Origin of the sequence: Leclercia sp. GLN_9, from assembly GCF_043105735.1 — a bacterium.
In the GTDB taxonomy this organism is placed as follows: domain Bacteria; phylum Pseudomonadota; class Gammaproteobacteria; order Enterobacterales; family Enterobacteriaceae; genus Enterobacter; species Enterobacter adecarboxylatus.
Map to the genome: position 1 here is coordinate 90092 of NZ_JBICLV010000005.1, position 14491 is coordinate 104582.

12 protein-coding genes are annotated in these 14491 nt (G+C 55.7%); 5 read left to right on the top strand and 7 right to left on the bottom strand.

The window, feature by feature from the left end:
* Window positions 1-21: 21 nt before the first annotated feature.
* Window positions 22-483 (bottom strand): DUF6130 family protein, encoded by a 462-nt coding sequence (locus tag ACF8PE_RS02835; protein WP_392494537.1) that lies wholly within the window; start codon window positions 481-483, stop codon window positions 22-24.
* Between the two features lie 220 nt (window positions 484-703).
* Here ACF8PE_RS02835 and ACF8PE_RS02840 point away from each other — a divergent pair, with 220 nt between their 5' ends.
* Entirely contained in the window at window positions 704-1429 is a 726-nt protein-coding gene (locus ACF8PE_RS02840; RefSeq protein WP_392494539.1) for an SDR family oxidoreductase, read from the top strand.
* Here the strand turns inward: ACF8PE_RS02840 and ACF8PE_RS02845 are convergent.
* The gene (locus ACF8PE_RS02845; RefSeq protein ID WP_392494541.1) at window positions 1426-2607 is read right to left on the bottom strand and encodes an MFS transporter; all 1182 of its coding nucleotides are present in this window, start codon (window positions 2605-2607) and stop codon (window positions 1426-1428) included. The genes ACF8PE_RS02840 and ACF8PE_RS02845 overlap by 4 nt on opposite strands.
* Before the next feature lie 98 nt (window positions 2608-2705).
* Here ACF8PE_RS02845 and ACF8PE_RS02850 point away from each other — a divergent pair, with 98 nt between their 5' ends.
* On the top strand, window positions 2706-3590 hold the full coding sequence (locus tag ACF8PE_RS02850) for a LysR family transcriptional regulator (RefSeq protein ID WP_280713442.1): 885 nt from the start codon (window positions 2706-2708) through the stop codon (window positions 3588-3590).
* 27 nt (window positions 3591-3617) lie between these two features.
* On the opposite strand, the gene ACF8PE_RS02855 is transcribed toward ACF8PE_RS02850, so the two are convergent.
* Window positions 3618-3824: a YfgG family protein gene (locus tag ACF8PE_RS02855; protein WP_059307415.1), complete on the bottom strand. Its 207-nt coding sequence runs from the start codon at window positions 3822-3824 to the stop codon at window positions 3618-3620.
* Window positions 3825-4168: 344 nt separating this feature from the next.
* Between ACF8PE_RS02855 and ACF8PE_RS02860 the strand changes: the two genes are divergently transcribed.
* Window positions 4169-6409 (top strand): EAL domain-containing protein, encoded by a 2241-nt coding sequence (locus ACF8PE_RS02860; protein ID WP_032613071.1) that lies wholly within the window; start codon window positions 4169-4171, stop codon window positions 6407-6409.
* Window positions 6410-6416: 7 nt separating this feature from the next.
* On the opposite strand, the gene ppx is transcribed toward ACF8PE_RS02860, so the two are convergent.
* From ppx to purM, 4 genes are all read right to left on the bottom strand, one after another.
* Window positions 6417-7958, bottom strand: a complete 1542-nt coding sequence (ppx, locus tag ACF8PE_RS02865) for an exopolyphosphatase (protein ID WP_032613070.1) — start codon at window positions 7956-7958, stop codon at window positions 6417-6419.
* A 3-nt stretch (window positions 7959-7961) separates the two neighbouring features.
* Window positions 7962-10022 carry a polyphosphate kinase 1 gene (ppk1, locus tag ACF8PE_RS02870; protein ID WP_032613069.1) on the bottom strand — a complete coding sequence of 687 codons (2061 nt, stop codon included), beginning with the start codon at window positions 10020-10022 and terminating at the stop codon, window positions 7962-7964.
* A gap of 219 nt (window positions 10023-10241) precedes the next feature.
* Entirely contained in the window at window positions 10242-10883 is a 642-nt protein-coding gene (purN, locus tag ACF8PE_RS02875; protein ID WP_032613068.1) for a phosphoribosylglycinamide formyltransferase, read from the bottom strand.
* A complete protein-coding gene (gene purM, locus ACF8PE_RS02880; RefSeq protein ID WP_059307417.1) occupies window positions 10880-11917 on the bottom strand; it encodes a phosphoribosylformylglycinamidine cyclo-ligase in 1038 nt (345 codons plus the stop codon). The genes purN and purM overlap by 4 nt, the downstream gene beginning before the upstream one ends.
* Before the next feature lie 279 nt (window positions 11918-12196).
* Between purM and ACF8PE_RS02885 the strand changes: the two genes are divergently transcribed.
* Complete coding sequence (locus ACF8PE_RS02885; protein ID WP_234549286.1) at window positions 12197-13627, top strand: 6-phospho-beta-glucosidase; 1431 nt, start codon at window positions 12197-12199, stop codon at window positions 13625-13627.
* Between the two features lie 216 nt (window positions 13628-13843).
* A complete protein-coding gene (gene upp, locus ACF8PE_RS02890) occupies window positions 13844-14470 on the top strand; it encodes a uracil phosphoribosyltransferase (RefSeq protein WP_032613066.1) in 627 nt (208 codons plus the stop codon).
* Window positions 14471-14491 lie beyond the last annotated feature (21 nt).

Here is a 14491-nt window from a genome sequence, read left to right on the forward strand (position 1 = left end):
AAAATAGGTAAGGGGTTGTGTTCAGTGCATAACCGCAGCATGCGGCGGCACGGTGAATTCGATGGTTTTACGGTCAACAGGCTTATGGGTTGGGTCGGCAAGAATAATGGTCACCTTGTGATGCCCTGCGGGGAGTCCCACCAGAATGACAGGCTCACCGCTGGCGTCGGCCCAGTGCCAGGGGTTGTCATCCACGATGACGTGGATATGGCCGATGCGCGGTGTCACTTTTAGCGCTTCGGGTCCGAATACGGGTTCGATGCGCATGTTCTCTGTACGGTATTGAATAAAGACCGCGCCTTTACTTAGCGGGCCAGCCAGCGGCGGATCGACAATCAGCTTCGCCGGGGGCTGCGTTTGTACGAGCGGTGCGACGGCGGCAGGGCCGTTAACATCCGCGGCACTCAGCCCGCTTAATGGCGCGGCCCAGGTGCAGCCAGACGTCAGCGCGAACAGAGTGAGCAATAAATTTTGACGCATCATTCGGGTATCTCCTCATCAGATCATCAATGGCGACAGATACAGAAAACCATTTTTATGTATCGGGTCTGTTTGCTGCGGGCGGCTTTTTTGTATGGCTGCGTAAGCAGGGCGTCGCGGATACAATGCGATACATTCCGCGCAAGCGCGGGGCAGGGTCTGCTGGCATGGTGTCTGCAGAGGCATCCATCTGGGTGCTAAAGCAAACAAGAGGATCACCATCATGAATCACGAGAAAGTGGCGTTGGTTTTCGGCGGCGCACGCGGGATTGGGGCGGCCATTGCGGTGCGACTGGCGCACGAGGACTATCGGATTGCCGTCACCTGGGTATCACGCCCGGACCGGGCGCAGGCGCTGGTCTCTACAATTGAACGTCAGGGGGGGCAGGCTATAGCCATTGAAGCCGACAGCGCAGACGCGGCGGCTATCCAGGCGGCAGTGGATACGACGTTACAGCAGTACGGCAGGCTGGATGTCGTGGTGGTCAATGCGGGCGTGTTACGTCTCGGGACCATTGAGGCATATTCGCTGGCAGATCTGGATGCCACTCTGGCCGTCAACGTGCGCGGCGTCTTCCTCGCCATTCAGGCGGCGGTGAAACAGATGGCCGAAGGCGGACGGGTGATCACCATCGGCAGTAATACCGCGGTACGTACCGGTCATGCAGGCAGCAGTGTTTATGCCATGAGTAAAGCGGCCGTGGCGTCGATGGTGCAGAACCTCGCGCTGGATCTGGCGCCACGACGTATTACGATCAACAACATCCAGCCGGGTCCCATCGCCACCGATATGACCGCCGGAATAGCGGAGCAGATCGTCGGAAGCATTCCGCTGCAGCGGATGGGGGAGCCGGACGAGATCGCCTCGCTGGCGGCATGGCTTGCCGGTGAGTCGTCCGGCTACATGACCGGCGCAAGCCTGACCATTGACGGTGGCTTTGTACTTTAGTCGCTGAGGGCAGGGATGCCTGCTTCACTCTGTGAGGCCTGACCCTTTACAATCGCCACCGCCAGTCCGGCAATCACCAGCGTTAGCCCCCACGATACCCACATCCCGCCGATTACCCCTGCTGCCCGGTTCAACCAGGCGTAGGCCAGCGGGGAGGCCGCTGTCATCACCTGGGCGGGGATCAGCAGTACCCCGGTGCGTCGGGCATACTCTTCAGGCGCAAATAGCTGCAGCGGCAGCGTGGCTTTCACGATAGTCACCAGCCCGTTAATCGCCCCATAGCCCAGCACAAAACCGGCGGCAGACCAAAGGAAGAGCGTACTGCTCAGCCCGAGCAGAAAGCAGGCCGGCATGGCGAGGGCGGTAAGCAGCGTCAGACGCAGCGGAGTGAGTCCTGCCCCGGCAACCACCTCCAGAAAGCGCGCCCCGGTCTGCCCCATTCCCCATAACATGCCGACGGTAACCGGCAGCCCCACGCTGGTAATAAATTCCGGCAGGTGGGTGGAGGTGCCGTTAGAGACAAAGGTGATCAGCGCAATGAAGGTGGCATACAGCCAGCCGTTGCGTCGATCCTGTCCCCCGGCAGGTGGGGCCGGTTTACGTCCTGTCGGGCGGGTGTGATGAGGTATCGACAGGGTTAATGCCGCGCTCAGCAAACCGAACAGGGCATAGACCAGCAGTGCACTCCGCCAGCTCATGATCGTCAGCAGCGCATCGCCCAGCGGCCAGAACACGACCGAGGCCAGCCCGCCAGCCAGCGTGACGCGTGAGATAGTTCGCCGCGCCTGTTGCCCGTAAAGAGTTACCAGCGCCGCGAACAGCGCATCGTACAGCGACAGACGCATGCCAATGCCGGCCACAATCCATGCCGCGTACCAGGTGACAAGCGAATGAGCGTAGGCCATCGCCCCACAGCTGGCGGAAATCAGCAGCGAGCCAATCATCACCACACGCTGTCCTCCCATTCGCGCCAGCAGGTTAGCGACAAACGGCGAGAGGGCGGCCATCACCAGCATGGCGAGAGTCAGGCCCGAATAGATCGCCGGTGACGACCAGCCGCTATCGGCCGTGATTGCCCGGGCGAAGGTGCCCGGCATATAAAAAGAGATCCCCCAGTTGATAAGCTGGTTACAACCCGTGGTAAGGGGGAGCGCGCGGGGCAGGGCCAGGTTTTTCATTATCTTTCATTCCATCAGACAGTTATCCTGAGCATATCGCGCGCATCTGGATGCTGGCAGGCCGGTGCGTTTATGGCTCCTATAAGAGAAACTTTGTGATGACGACGCTGAATCTGGGACAACTGGCGACCTTTCGACTGGTCGTTCAGCGCGGCAGCTTTTCTGCGGCTGCGGATGTGCTGGGGATTTCGCAACCGGCGGTCAGTCTGCAGATCCGCCAGCTTGAGCAGTTTTTGCAGGCGCGGTTAATCGAGCGTACCGGGCGGGGCGTCAAAGCCACGGCGGCCGGGCTGGCGTTATTCACCCACGGCGAACGTATTGAGCAGGCGGTGGACGAGACGATCCGGGCGGTGGCCGCGTTTAGCCAGGAGGTGAGCGGAACGATTACAATCGGGATGGGGGCGACGGCCTGCATCCATCTTCTGCCGCCGCTGTTGCAGCAGCTCCGTCAGGATCATCCCTTGCTGCGGGTGGGGGTCACCACAGGCAACACCCTGGAGATCGTTCGTGCCATAGAAGAGAACCGTCTCGATCTGGGCCTGGTGACCTTACCTGCTGCGGGGTCGGCCCTGGCGATCGCGCCGGTGATGGATGAAGAGTTTGTTTTTATTGCCGCAGCCGATCAGCAGAGGCTGTTTACCACTTTGAACGCAACGGAGCTGCAGGCTCACTCTTTTATCGCTTTTGGTGCCGGGAGCAGCACAAGGGCAGTGATCGACGCCTGGTTCCAGGCCAGCGCTGTGCAAGTGGAACCGGTAATGCAGTCCGGCAGTATCGAGGCAATTAAGCGCATGGTGCGCGTCGGGCTGGGGTACAGCATTATTCCACGCATGGCGGTAGCGTGTGCAGAAGACCGGCAGGGATTATGCGTGCAGTCGCTTACGCCGGTTTTACAGCGCCAACTGGCGATTGTCATGCGTCAGGATAAAGTACTGAGTAAAGGTATCAGCGAAATTATTCGATTATTACAAACCGTGAAATAATTTAATTAGCCCGTAAAAACAACCGGATTAATTAATTGTCGTGGAGGGACGTTCGACATATTCGCCCGAGAGGCTGGATTGTTGCGCCTGCTTTTTCTCCTGGTGGTGATACCAGGCTCCAATGGAGGAGTAAACGAAGCGGCCCACAAAAAAGAATAAGCTGATTAGCAGTATGATACGCGTCATCCGAGTGTTAAACCGATGTCGTTTCCGCATACGTGTGGCCTGACTCACTATAGTGTTCCTGAAAATACCCTGAGGGCGATATGCCATTAAGGCATACGGGGGCCACAGGGGTCAATTATTCGGATTGTAAAATTACGTCAACGATAATTCACTTGTTGTTATGTATAATAATTACTTTATTTACGCCATTGATAAATCGCACAAAAGTAGCGTTAAAAAATGTGAATATTTTTTTCTGGTAATAATATCTTTGATTTAAGTCAAATCTTGCTTGCCCTGGCTTACTAAAATCTTTGCTCCTTCGTGTAAGTGTTATTTGCCCGCACGACTATGTCGTCAGGTTGGATGCCTGTCTGAACTGCCCCTGGATGAGCGGGTTAACTATGGCATCTATGACTATTTTCTCCTTATACAAAACATACAAAGACCGCTGGTGGGCACTGCCGTTGATCTTGCCGATCGTGCTGCTGCCTGTTGCGCGTCTTGCCACCACCTACGCCCAGATTAACGGAAACCCGGTCGTGCTTTATTACATGCCGCTGGCATTCTTACTGTCGCTGATGCTGTTTTATGGCATGGCGGCTGTGCCGGGCATAGTGATTGCACTCTTTGTTCGCTATTACCCCTCGATAGGCGGGTACGAAACTGCCATGGCTATTGGCCATTTCATGATTCCGATAACCCTCAGTTGGGGCGGATATCGGGTCTTCGCTCCCCGCCGTAACAGGGTCGCCTATGGCGACGCACGGCTGATGGGGCAGCGGTTGTTCTGGCAAATGTTTTGTCCGGCCACGATTTTTCTGCTGTTGTTTCAGTTCGCCATCTACCTTGGCGTCTATGAGACGCGGTTTGACCTGGTAAATCTCAGCCCCTCCGGGATTCGTTCGCTGATTAACTATCAGGCCCTGCTCGTTGGCTGCCTGACGGGCGTGCCTTTCAGCTATTTCATCATCCGCACCCTCCGTCATCCCCGCTACCTGCGAAGCCTGATGTCGCAGATTAAGGGCCAAATCGACGGTAAAGTCACGGTAACCGAAGTGGTTATCTGGACAGCGGCAACCAGCGCGCTGCTGGCCTTGCTCCTCTGGCCCATCACCGAAAACAGCACCATCTTTAGTACCAATTACACCCTGTCGCTGCTGATGCCGGTAATGCTATGGGGATCGATGCGCTTCGGTTATAAGCTGATGTCCCTCATCTGGACCCCGGTGCTGATTGTCTCTATTCACTTTTTTGACAGCTATATTCCCCAGTCGCAGGGCTATGATATTCAGCTCACCATCACCACCTCCAGCTATCTGGTCTTTACCTTTGTGGTGGTTTACATGGCGATGCTGGCGACGCGTCAGCGGACGATTAATAACCGCGCCAGACGGCTGGCATTTCTCGACCCGGTGGTACACATGCCCAACCTGCGGGCGCTCACTCGCGCCCTGGGGAAAAAACCCTGGTCGGTGCTCTGCTTCCTGCGCATGCCGGAACTGGAGATGTTGGGACGCAACTACGGCTTATTACTCCGTATCCAGTACAAACAGAAACTGGCCGCGTGGATTAACGGCTGTCTGCAGCCGGATGAGTGCGTGTATCAGTTGTCCGGGCACGATCTGGTATTACGGCTGAATACCGAGTCTTATCAGTCCCGTATTGACGAGCTGGATTTGCATATCAAGCGTTTCCGCTTTCTCTGGGACGGGATGCCGCTCCAGCCGCAGGTGGGCATCAGCTATTGCTACGTGCGTTCTCCGGTGGTGCACCTTTATCTTCTGCTGGGGGAGCTGGGCACCATTGCAGATCTCTCCCTGGCAACCAATCACCCGGAAAACCTGGAGCAGCGGGGCGCCATTAATCTGCAACGTGGCCTGAAAGACAAAGTCGCGATGATGAGTCGCCTGCAACGCGCGCTGGAAAAAGATCAATTTACCCTGCTGGCACAGCCCGTACAGGGGATCCGCGGCGATGACTATCACGAGGTGCTGCTCCGGCTGCAAAATGATGACGCGGAGTTGATATCGCCCGATGTATTCCTGCCCGTCGCGCAGGAGTTTGGCCTCTCTTCGCGTATCGATATGCTGGTGGTGGAGAAGACGCTGCAGTTTATGGCCGATAACCGGGAGAGCCTGCCGGGTCAGCGATTTGCCATTAATCTGTCGCCGTCATCCGTTTGCCGGGCACAACTGCCCCTTGAGGTGGGCCGCATGCTGCAAACCTATGGCATTGAGAGCTGGCAGCTTATTTTTGAGATCACCGAGAGCAGCAGTTTTTGCAACGCCGGGCTGGCCATGCAGACGATGAATCATTTGCAACAGATGGGATGCCGGATTGCTATTGATGATTTTGGCACCGGCTACGCCAGTTACGCCCGCTTAAAAAATGTGGATGCCGATATCCTTAAAATCGACGGCAGCTTTATCCGCAATATCGTCAGCAACAGCCTGGATTATCAGATTGTGGCTTCGATTTGCCATCTGGCGCGGATGAAGAAAATGCTGGTGGTGGCGGAGTATGTCGAGAGCGAAGAGATCCGTTGCGCCGCGGAGGCGCTGGGGATTGATTACTTCCAGGGTTATTTAATCGGTAAACCCGTACGGCTGGAGACGTTGCTGTCGAAACAGGCGCTCATGAAGAGCGCCTGACAGGAGATTACGCGGCGACGTTCGGAGAGTGCTCTTCTTCAATTTTCAGGCACCAGCCGGTAACGGCGCTCCAGTACTGCTGCTCTCTTTCCAGATCCAGCAGCACCAGTGCGTTCTGGCTAAACCAGTCGTGCGGGAAGCTTAACGTCCAGTGGTTATCGTCCGTGGTGAGCGTCAGCGTCGGCGGCGTGGTTGTCGCCTGGCGCTGGTTGTTGAGCAGCACGCCCAGACGTAACAGCTGGATCAACGGCAGGAACTGTTTTTTCTTGAACAGCGTAAAGCGTGGCAATTCGTCCAGCTTAACGGCTTTGCGATGATAGCGTACCAGCGAAGCCATCATGGTCTGCTGCTCCTGGTTAAAGCCAGGCAGATCGCTGTTTTGCAGAATGTAGGCCGAGTGGCGATGCATCCCGCTGTGATTGATGTTCAGCCCGACTTCATGCAGCATTGCCGCCCACTTAAGCAGAGCCGCCAGCTGCGGATGCGCCAGTTTCGGGTTCTGGGTTTCCCACTGTTCATACATATGAGTAGTGGTTTCCAGCACCCGCTTCGCCTGCTCGCGATCGATGTTGTACTGATTCGCCAGGCTCTGCGCGGTACGGCTGCGAATATCCTGGTGACGGAACCGACCTTCCATCTCATACAGTACGCCTTCGCGCAGTGCGCCGTCAGACAGACGTAGCTCACGGATGGCCAGCGCATCGAACACGCCGCAGAGGATGGCCAGACCCGGTACAAAGACCGCTTTGCGCTCTTCAGATAGCCCAGGCAGGCTCAGCGCCTCAAAGCTCTTATGCTTGACCACCTCTTCCATCAGCATCGACAGACGCTCCGGGGTGATAAAACCGTCTTTTTCGCCCATCTCCACCAGCACTTCATGTGCGGCTTTGATTGTACCCGAAGCGCCGAGCGCCACGTTCCAGCCCTGGAGTCGATATTGCCAGGCAAGCGTCTCCAGCTTTTGAACCGCGGCCATGCGCGCACGCTGGAAGTTTTCCCGGGTAATGATCCCACCCGGGAAATAGAGTTGGGCAAAACTTACGCAGCCCATCCGGCGGCTTTCGACCAGATGCGGTTCAAAGTTTTCGCCAATCACCAGCTCGGTAGAGCCACCGCCGATATCGATCACCAGCTTGCGGCCTTTTTCGGGCTGAGTATGTTCCACACCCATGAAAATCAGTCGGGCTTCTTCATTGCCTGAAATGATCTCGATAGGGTAGGGGATCACCTGCTCCGCACGCTTTAAAAATTCCGTGGCGTTCGAGGCCTGACGAAGAGTGTGGGTTCCAACAATGCAAACGCTCGACGGGGTGAAACCCTGCAGACGTTCGGCAAACAACGACAGGCAGTTTAGCCCGCGCTCCATGGCCTCTTCGCTGAGCATATTGTTAGCGTCCAGGCCATCCGCCAGGTGAACGCGCTGTTTCAGCCGACCGATGATCTGCATTGCGCCATCAACCTCACGGGCAATGACCATGTGGAAGCTGTTAGAACCAAGGTCGACTGCAGCAAACTCCTGCGGTCGTGGGGTCTTATCGTTTATCGGCATAGGTTAATCGGGTTGCTCGAGTGATTTGATATAGTCGTAAATCGCCAGCTGTGCCCGTACTTTACGGCGATTGCCGCGCGGCACATAGCGGTTGCTCAGTTCTTTATCGATATAACGTGCTTTTACAGTATCGCTTAACAATAAATCGATGATATCAAGAATTTGTTGCTTCAATCGCGGGTCCAGCAGCGGTGCCGCCACTTCGATTCGATAATCGATGTTGCGCGTCATCCAGTCTGCGGAAGAGAGGTAAACGCGTTTATCGCCACCGTTCTCAAAAATATAGATGCGATCGTGTTCAAGATAGCGGTCAACGATGCTCATGACGCGAATATTTTCGCTGATGCCTTCCAGATCGGGGATCAGGGAGCACATACCGCGGATCAGCAGATTGACCTGAACCCCGGAACTGGACGCTGCATACAGACGATCCACCAGCCCTTTATCGACGAGGTTGTTGAGCTTCAGCGTAATGCCAGCCGGCAGGCCGTTCTGGGCATTAGCAATCTCTTTGTCGATCATATCATACAGCAGGCGACGAGAGTTTTGCGGCGACACCAGCAGGTAGTCGAAGCTGACCGGACGATACGGGTTCTCAATGAAGTTAAAGACCCGGCGCACCTCGTTGGTGATGCGCGCATCGGCGGTAAGCAGCGAGTAGTCGGTGTAAATTCGCGCCGTCTTCTCGTTAAAGTTGCCGGTACCGATGTGGGCATAACGCACGACATCATCCCCCTCTTTACGGGAGATGAGGAACAGCTTGGCGTGGATCTTCAGCCCTGGGGCCGAGAAGATCACGTGTACGCCCGCTTCGGTCAGACGGCGCGCCCAGTGAATGTTGGCCTCTTCATCGAAGCGTGCCTGCAACTCTACCACCACGGTGACTTTCTTCCCGTTATGGGCGGCATGAATCATCGCATCGATAATGCGGGAGTCTTTCGCCACGCGGTAGATGTTGATTTTGATCGCCAGCACGTTGGGATCGAACGACGCCTGACGCATCAGCTCCAGCACGTGTTCAAAGGTGTGGTACGGATAGTAGAGCAGGACGTCGCGCTCGCGGATGGCATCGAAGCCGTTGCGGAACTTATCGAACCAAATATGGCGCAGGCGCGGCAGCGGCTTGTTCACCAGGTTGGCTTTGCCGACGTTCGGGAAGCCGATAAAGTCTTTAAAGTTGTGATAGCGACCACCCGGCACGATGGAGTCGTAGCGGGAGATGGTCAGCTTTTCACGCAGCATCTCGACCATCGCGTCCGGCATATCACGCTGATAAACAAAGCGCACCGGCTCGGCGGTAAGACGTTGCTTAAGGCTGGAGGACATCAGCTCCATCAGGCTGGCTTCCATCTCGTGCACCAGGTCGTACTCGGCGTCACGGGTCATCTTCATGGAATAGGCGTTCAGCGCGTCGTAATCGAAGAAGCCTTTAAAGATGTCGTCCAGACAGTAGCGCAGGATGTTATCCAGCAGGATCATCGGCTTGCGACGACGCGGCGTTTCCGGCGGCAGATTGACGAAGCGCGGCACTTTATCTGACGGGATCTCCAGCAGCGCATAGCGAATGCTGTCGCCGCGGATAATTTCTACCGCCAGATAGGTGTAGTCATCCTTCAGGAACTGCACCAGATCGGTTTCACGGTTAATCAGAATGGGGGTGATGTGCTGGCGCAGATACTGTTTGAAATAGTGGCGTAGCCAGCTCTGCTGGTTGACCGAAAGCTGTCGCTCATTGATCAGGAAGATTTGATTGCGTGCCATCTCCAGCAGCAATTCGTTATACAGACTGTCAAATTCCTGATCGGCTTTTAGCACCCGGGACTGGATCTTGCCAAGCAGATGACGCGAATTCGAGTTTAAACCCTGCTCTTCGCTAATGATGATTCGGCGTTTCAGTTCAGCAAAGCGAACTTTGTAGAACTCGTCCAGATTGTTTGAGTAAATCCCCAGAAAACGCATGCGCTCAATCAGCGGGTTACTTTTATCCGCTGCTTCCTGAAGCACGCGCTCGTTGAATGCTAACCAGCTTAACTCTTTCTCGATGTATAACTTTTCCTGACCCATTACTACTCACACTCCAGTTCAATCACAGGACGTGGTAAATCCGTCTCGCCTTTATTATGGCGAGCATTTCCACTATATGTCCAACTGTGTCAGAAAAGTATGACAGTTAAATTTTTTCTTGAAGAATAATAGAGGGTTGGCGGCATTGCCCGTCGGCGCTTTGTTTGCGCGGACCTATATTCAGAGAGACCGGGTAAGCAAAGCCTACCCGGCAAAAGATTACTCTTCGGCCGCATGGCCTTGTGGAGGTAGCGGCGAGCCATCCAGCCAGGCGGTGCCGTCGCGCATCGCCAGGCGGCCATCCACAAACCAGCTCACCACCAGCGGGTAGATGGCGTGCTCTTGGGCCTGAACCCGGGCGGTAACATCCTCTTCGCTGTCGCCTTCAAACACCGGCACTTTCGCCTGCAGGATCACCGGGCCGCCGTCCAGTTCGTCAGTGACAAAGTGAACCGAGGTGCCGTGCTCCGCGTCGCCATTCTCCAGCACCTGACGATGAGTATTCAGGCCAGGATATTTTGGCAGCAGGGAAGGGTGGATGTTCAGCAGACGTCCGGCATAGTGGGCTACAAACGCCGGGCTGAGGATCCGCATATAGCCCGCCAGCACCACCACATCCGGGGCGTAGGCGTCGATCTCCTGCACCAGCTCGCGGTCAAAGGCTTCGCGGCTGGCAAACTGGGAAGCGCTGAGCGCATGCGCGGCAATGCCCGCTTCGCGGGCGCGCTCAAGGCCGAACGCATCGGCCTTGTTACTGAATACTGCGCGGAGGGTGCCGTTGATTTTCTTCTGTTTGCAGGCATCGATGATAGCCTGCAAATTACTTCCGTTACCGGAAATGAGCACCACTATATTTTTCATTCAATGACCACACGCTGTTCGGCATCAGAAGCCTTGATGATACCGATTTTCCACGCGTTTTCACCTTTCGCCTGCAGCAGCGCCAGGGCATTGTCCACTTCGCTGGCTGGCAGGGCGATTAGCATCCCCACGCCGCAGTTGAAGGTGCGATACATTTCGTGGTCGCTGACGTTACCGGCATCCTGCAGCCAGTTGAACACCGCTGGCCACTGCCAGGAGGATTCGTCGATCACGGCCTGGGTGTTGTCCGGCAATACGCGCGGGATGTTTTCCCAGAAGCCGCCGCCGGTCAGGTGGGCGATAGCGTGAACGTCCACGTTCGCGATCAGTTCCAGGATGGATTTCACGTAGATACGGGTAGGTTCCAGCAGGTGATCGGCCAGCGGTTTGCCTTCCAGTTCGGTCGTCAGCGGGTCGCAGCCGCTGACTTCGACAATTTTACGCACCAGCGAGTAACCGTTGGAGTGTGGGCCGCTGGAACCCAAGGCAATCAGCACATCGCCGTCGGTCACTTTGCTGCCGTCAATGATCTCGGATTTCTCGACAACGCCTACGCAGAAACCGGCTACGTCGTAATCTTCGCCGTGATACATCCCCGGCATTTCAGCGGTTTCACCGCCAACCAGCGCACAGCCAGACTGCAGGCAGCCTTCAGCGATACCGCTGATCACGCTGGCTGCGGTGTCCACGTCCAGCTTGCCGGTCGCGTAGTAGTCGAGGAAGAACAGCGGCTCAGCACCCTGAACCACCAGGTCGTTAACACACATGGCAACCAGATCAACACCGATGGTGTCGTGGCGTTTCAGATCCATCGCCAGACGCAGCTTGGTGCCTACGCCGTCGGTGCCCGAGACCAGAACCGGTTCACGGTATTTTTGCGGCAGCGCGCACAGGGCGCCGAATCCTCCCAGCCCACCCATTACTTCCGGGCGGCGGGTTTTTTTAACTACCCCTTTGATACGGTCAACCAGCGCATTACCTGCGTCAATATCTACACCGGCATCTTTGTAGCTGAGAGAAGTTTTGTTGGTCACGGCTCAAGTCCCCACGCGATTGCATTGCGATTGTAAGAAAAATCGGCGCAATTCTAACAGTCCAGGCAAACGTTTGCGAGCCTATTCTGCAACAGAAAAACGGGTCTCTGAAAATGCAGCAAAAATCGCGATTCGCTACGCAAACTTGAACCCGTTCACGAAAATGAAACCGGGTACATTCTTCTTCTTGCAACCCCTTCGCTGAATGCACATCATTTCACTGAAACCGGTTTCTGTACTCTTTTTTGCCGAAAATTAACGCTGAATGAGGGATATCGCATGTCAGGATTCAAAGAGGGTTTTCTGTGGGGCGGCGCGGTAGCGGCGCATCAACTTGAAGGCGGCTGGCAAGAGGGCGGGAAGGGCTCAAGCGTCGCAGACGTGATGACCGCAGGCGCACATGGCGTCCCGCGCGAAATCACCGACGGGGTGCTGCCGGGCAAAAACTACCCCAATCATGAAGCCATCGATTTCTATCATCGTTACAAAGAAGATATCCAACTGTTCGCGGAACTGGGCTTTAAATGCTTCCGCACCTCCATTGCCTGGACACGTATTTTCCCCAAAGGTGACGAACAGCAGCCCAACGAGGCAGGCCTGCAGTTTTATGACGATCTGTTTGATGAGTGCCTGAAGCACGGCATCGAGCCGGTTATTACCCTCTCGCACTTCGAAATGCCGTATCACCTGGTGAGCGAATATGGCGGCTGGCGCAACCGCAAACTGATCGACTTCTTTGTGCGCTTTGCCAGCGTGGTATTTGAACGTTATCAGCACAAAGTGAAGTACTGGATGACCTTCAACGAGATTAACAACCAGGCCAACTTCCACGAAGACTTCGCACCCTTCACCAATTCCGGCCTGAAATACCAGCCGGGCGAAGATCGCGAGCCGGTGATGTTCCAGGCGGCGCACTATGAGCTGGTGGCCAGCGCGCTGGCGGTAAAAGCCGGACGTGACATCAACCCGTCCCTGCGGATTGGCTGCATGATTGCCATGTGTCCTATCTACCCGCTGACCTGCGCCCCGGACGACATGATGATGGCGATGAACGCCATGCACCGCCGCTACTGGTTCACCGACGTACACGTGCGCGGTGCCTATCCACAGCATCTGCTGAACTACTTTGCCCGTCGTGGTTTTGAGCTGGATATCACCGAAGAGGATAAAGCGGCGCTGAAACAGGGCTGCGTGGATTACATCGGCTTCAGCTATTACATGTCGTTTGCCACCAAAGCGACGGCGGATAACCCGCAGCTGGATTACGACGAGAGCAAAAGCCTGGTCTCCAACCCCTACGTACAGAAATCGGACTGGGGCTGGCAGATTGACCCGGTGGGCCTGCGCTACTCCCTGAACTGGTTCTGGGATCACTACCAGCTGCCGCTGTTTATCGTCGAGAATGGTTTTGGCGCTATCGATGTGCTGGAGAGCGACGGCACGGTGAACGACCAGTACCGCATCGACTATCTCAGCGCCCATATCCGCGAGATGAAAAAAGCGGTAGTGGAAGATGGCGTGGATCTGATGGGCTACACCCCGTGGGGCTGCATCGATCTGGTCTCTGCCGGTACCGGCGAAATGAAAAAACGCTATGGCTTTATCTATGTCGATAAAGACAACGAAGGCAACGGCACACTGAATCGCAGTAAGAAAAAATCCTTTGCCTGGTATCAGAAGGTGATCGCCAGCAACGGCGAGACGCTGTAGCTCTGTGACATGGCCGGGTAAGCGCAGCGCCACCCGGCGAAACCCCGCATAAAGGCCGGAGATCCCCCTCCGGTTTTTTTTGTCTCTTTTATACTCTCTGCAGCCTGTTATTCACTTTGGTTGATCCCGGTCAAGCAAGATGGGTATGGCGCAGTCTGAAAAAAGCGGTATAATCCGGCGATTTTTTTTGTGGCTGCCACCCGAAGGAGAAAGAGAATGAAGATTGTGGAAGTGAAACACCCACTCGTTAAACACAAGCTGGGCCTGATGCGTGAGCATGACATCAGCACTAAGCGCTTTCGTGAACTGGCTTCTGAAGTTGGCAGCTTACTGACTTATGAAGCAACCTCCGATCTGGAAACCGAAACGGTGACCATTGAAGGCTGGAACGGCCCAGTACAGGTTGAGCAGATCAAAGGCAAAAAAATTACCGTTGTGCCAATCCTGCGTGCGGGTCTGGGCATGATGGAAGGCGTGCTGGAGCACGTCCCGAGCGCGCGTATCAGCGTGGTCGGTATCTACCGTAACGAAGAAACTCTTGAGCCAGTGCCGTATTTCCAGAAGCTGGTTTCCAACATCGACGAGCGTATGGCGCTGGTCGTTGACCCAATGCTGGCCACCGGTGGTTCGATGATCGCCACTATCGATCTGCTGAAAAACGCGGGCTGCAGCAGCATCAAGGTGCTGGTACTGGTTGCCGCACCGGAAGGGATCGCCGCGCTGGAAAAAGCGCACCCGGACGTGGAGCTGTATACCGCGTCTGTTGATCAGGGTCTGAACGAGCACGGGTACATCATCCCGGGCCTCGGCGATGCCGGTGATAAGATTTTTGGTACTAAGTAAGTGATAAACGAAAAAGAAGCC

What these genes read in the sequence shown, in the direction of transcription:
- ACF8PE_RS02845 (WP_392494541.1), bottom strand. Translation starts at nt 2,607, where the DNA reads ATGAAAAACCTGGCCCTGCCCCGCGCGCTCCCCCTTACCACGGGTTGT.
- ACF8PE_RS02840 (WP_392494539.1), top strand. Translation starts at nt 704, where the DNA reads ATGAATCACGAGAAAGTGGCGTTGGTTTTCGGCGGCGCACGCGGGATT.
- ACF8PE_RS02850 (WP_280713442.1), top strand. Translation starts at nt 2,706, where the DNA reads ATGACGACGCTGAATCTGGGACAACTGGCGACCTTTCGACTGGTCGTT.
- upp (WP_032613066.1), top strand. Translation starts at nt 13,844, where the DNA reads ATGAAGATTGTGGAAGTGAAACACCCACTCGTTAAACACAAGCTGGGC.
- ppx (WP_032613070.1), bottom strand. Translation starts at nt 7,958, where the DNA reads ATGCCGATAAACGATAAGACCCCACGACCGCAGGAGTTTGCTGCAGTC.
- purN (WP_032613068.1), bottom strand. Translation starts at nt 10,883, where the DNA reads ATGAAAAATATAGTGGTGCTCATTTCCGGTAACGGAAGTAATTTGCAG.
- ACF8PE_RS02885 (WP_234549286.1), top strand. Translation starts at nt 12,197, where the DNA reads ATGTCAGGATTCAAAGAGGGTTTTCTGTGGGGCGGCGCGGTAGCGGCG.
- ppk1 (WP_032613069.1), bottom strand. Translation starts at nt 10,022, where the DNA reads ATGGGTCAGGAAAAGTTATACATCGAGAAAGAGTTAAGCTGGTTAGCA.
- ACF8PE_RS02835 (WP_392494537.1), bottom strand. Translation starts at nt 483, where the DNA reads ATGATGCGTCAAAATTTATTGCTCACTCTGTTCGCGCTGACGTCTGGC.
- ACF8PE_RS02860 (WP_032613071.1), top strand. Translation starts at nt 4,169, where the DNA reads ATGACTATTTTCTCCTTATACAAAACATACAAAGACCGCTGGTGGGCA.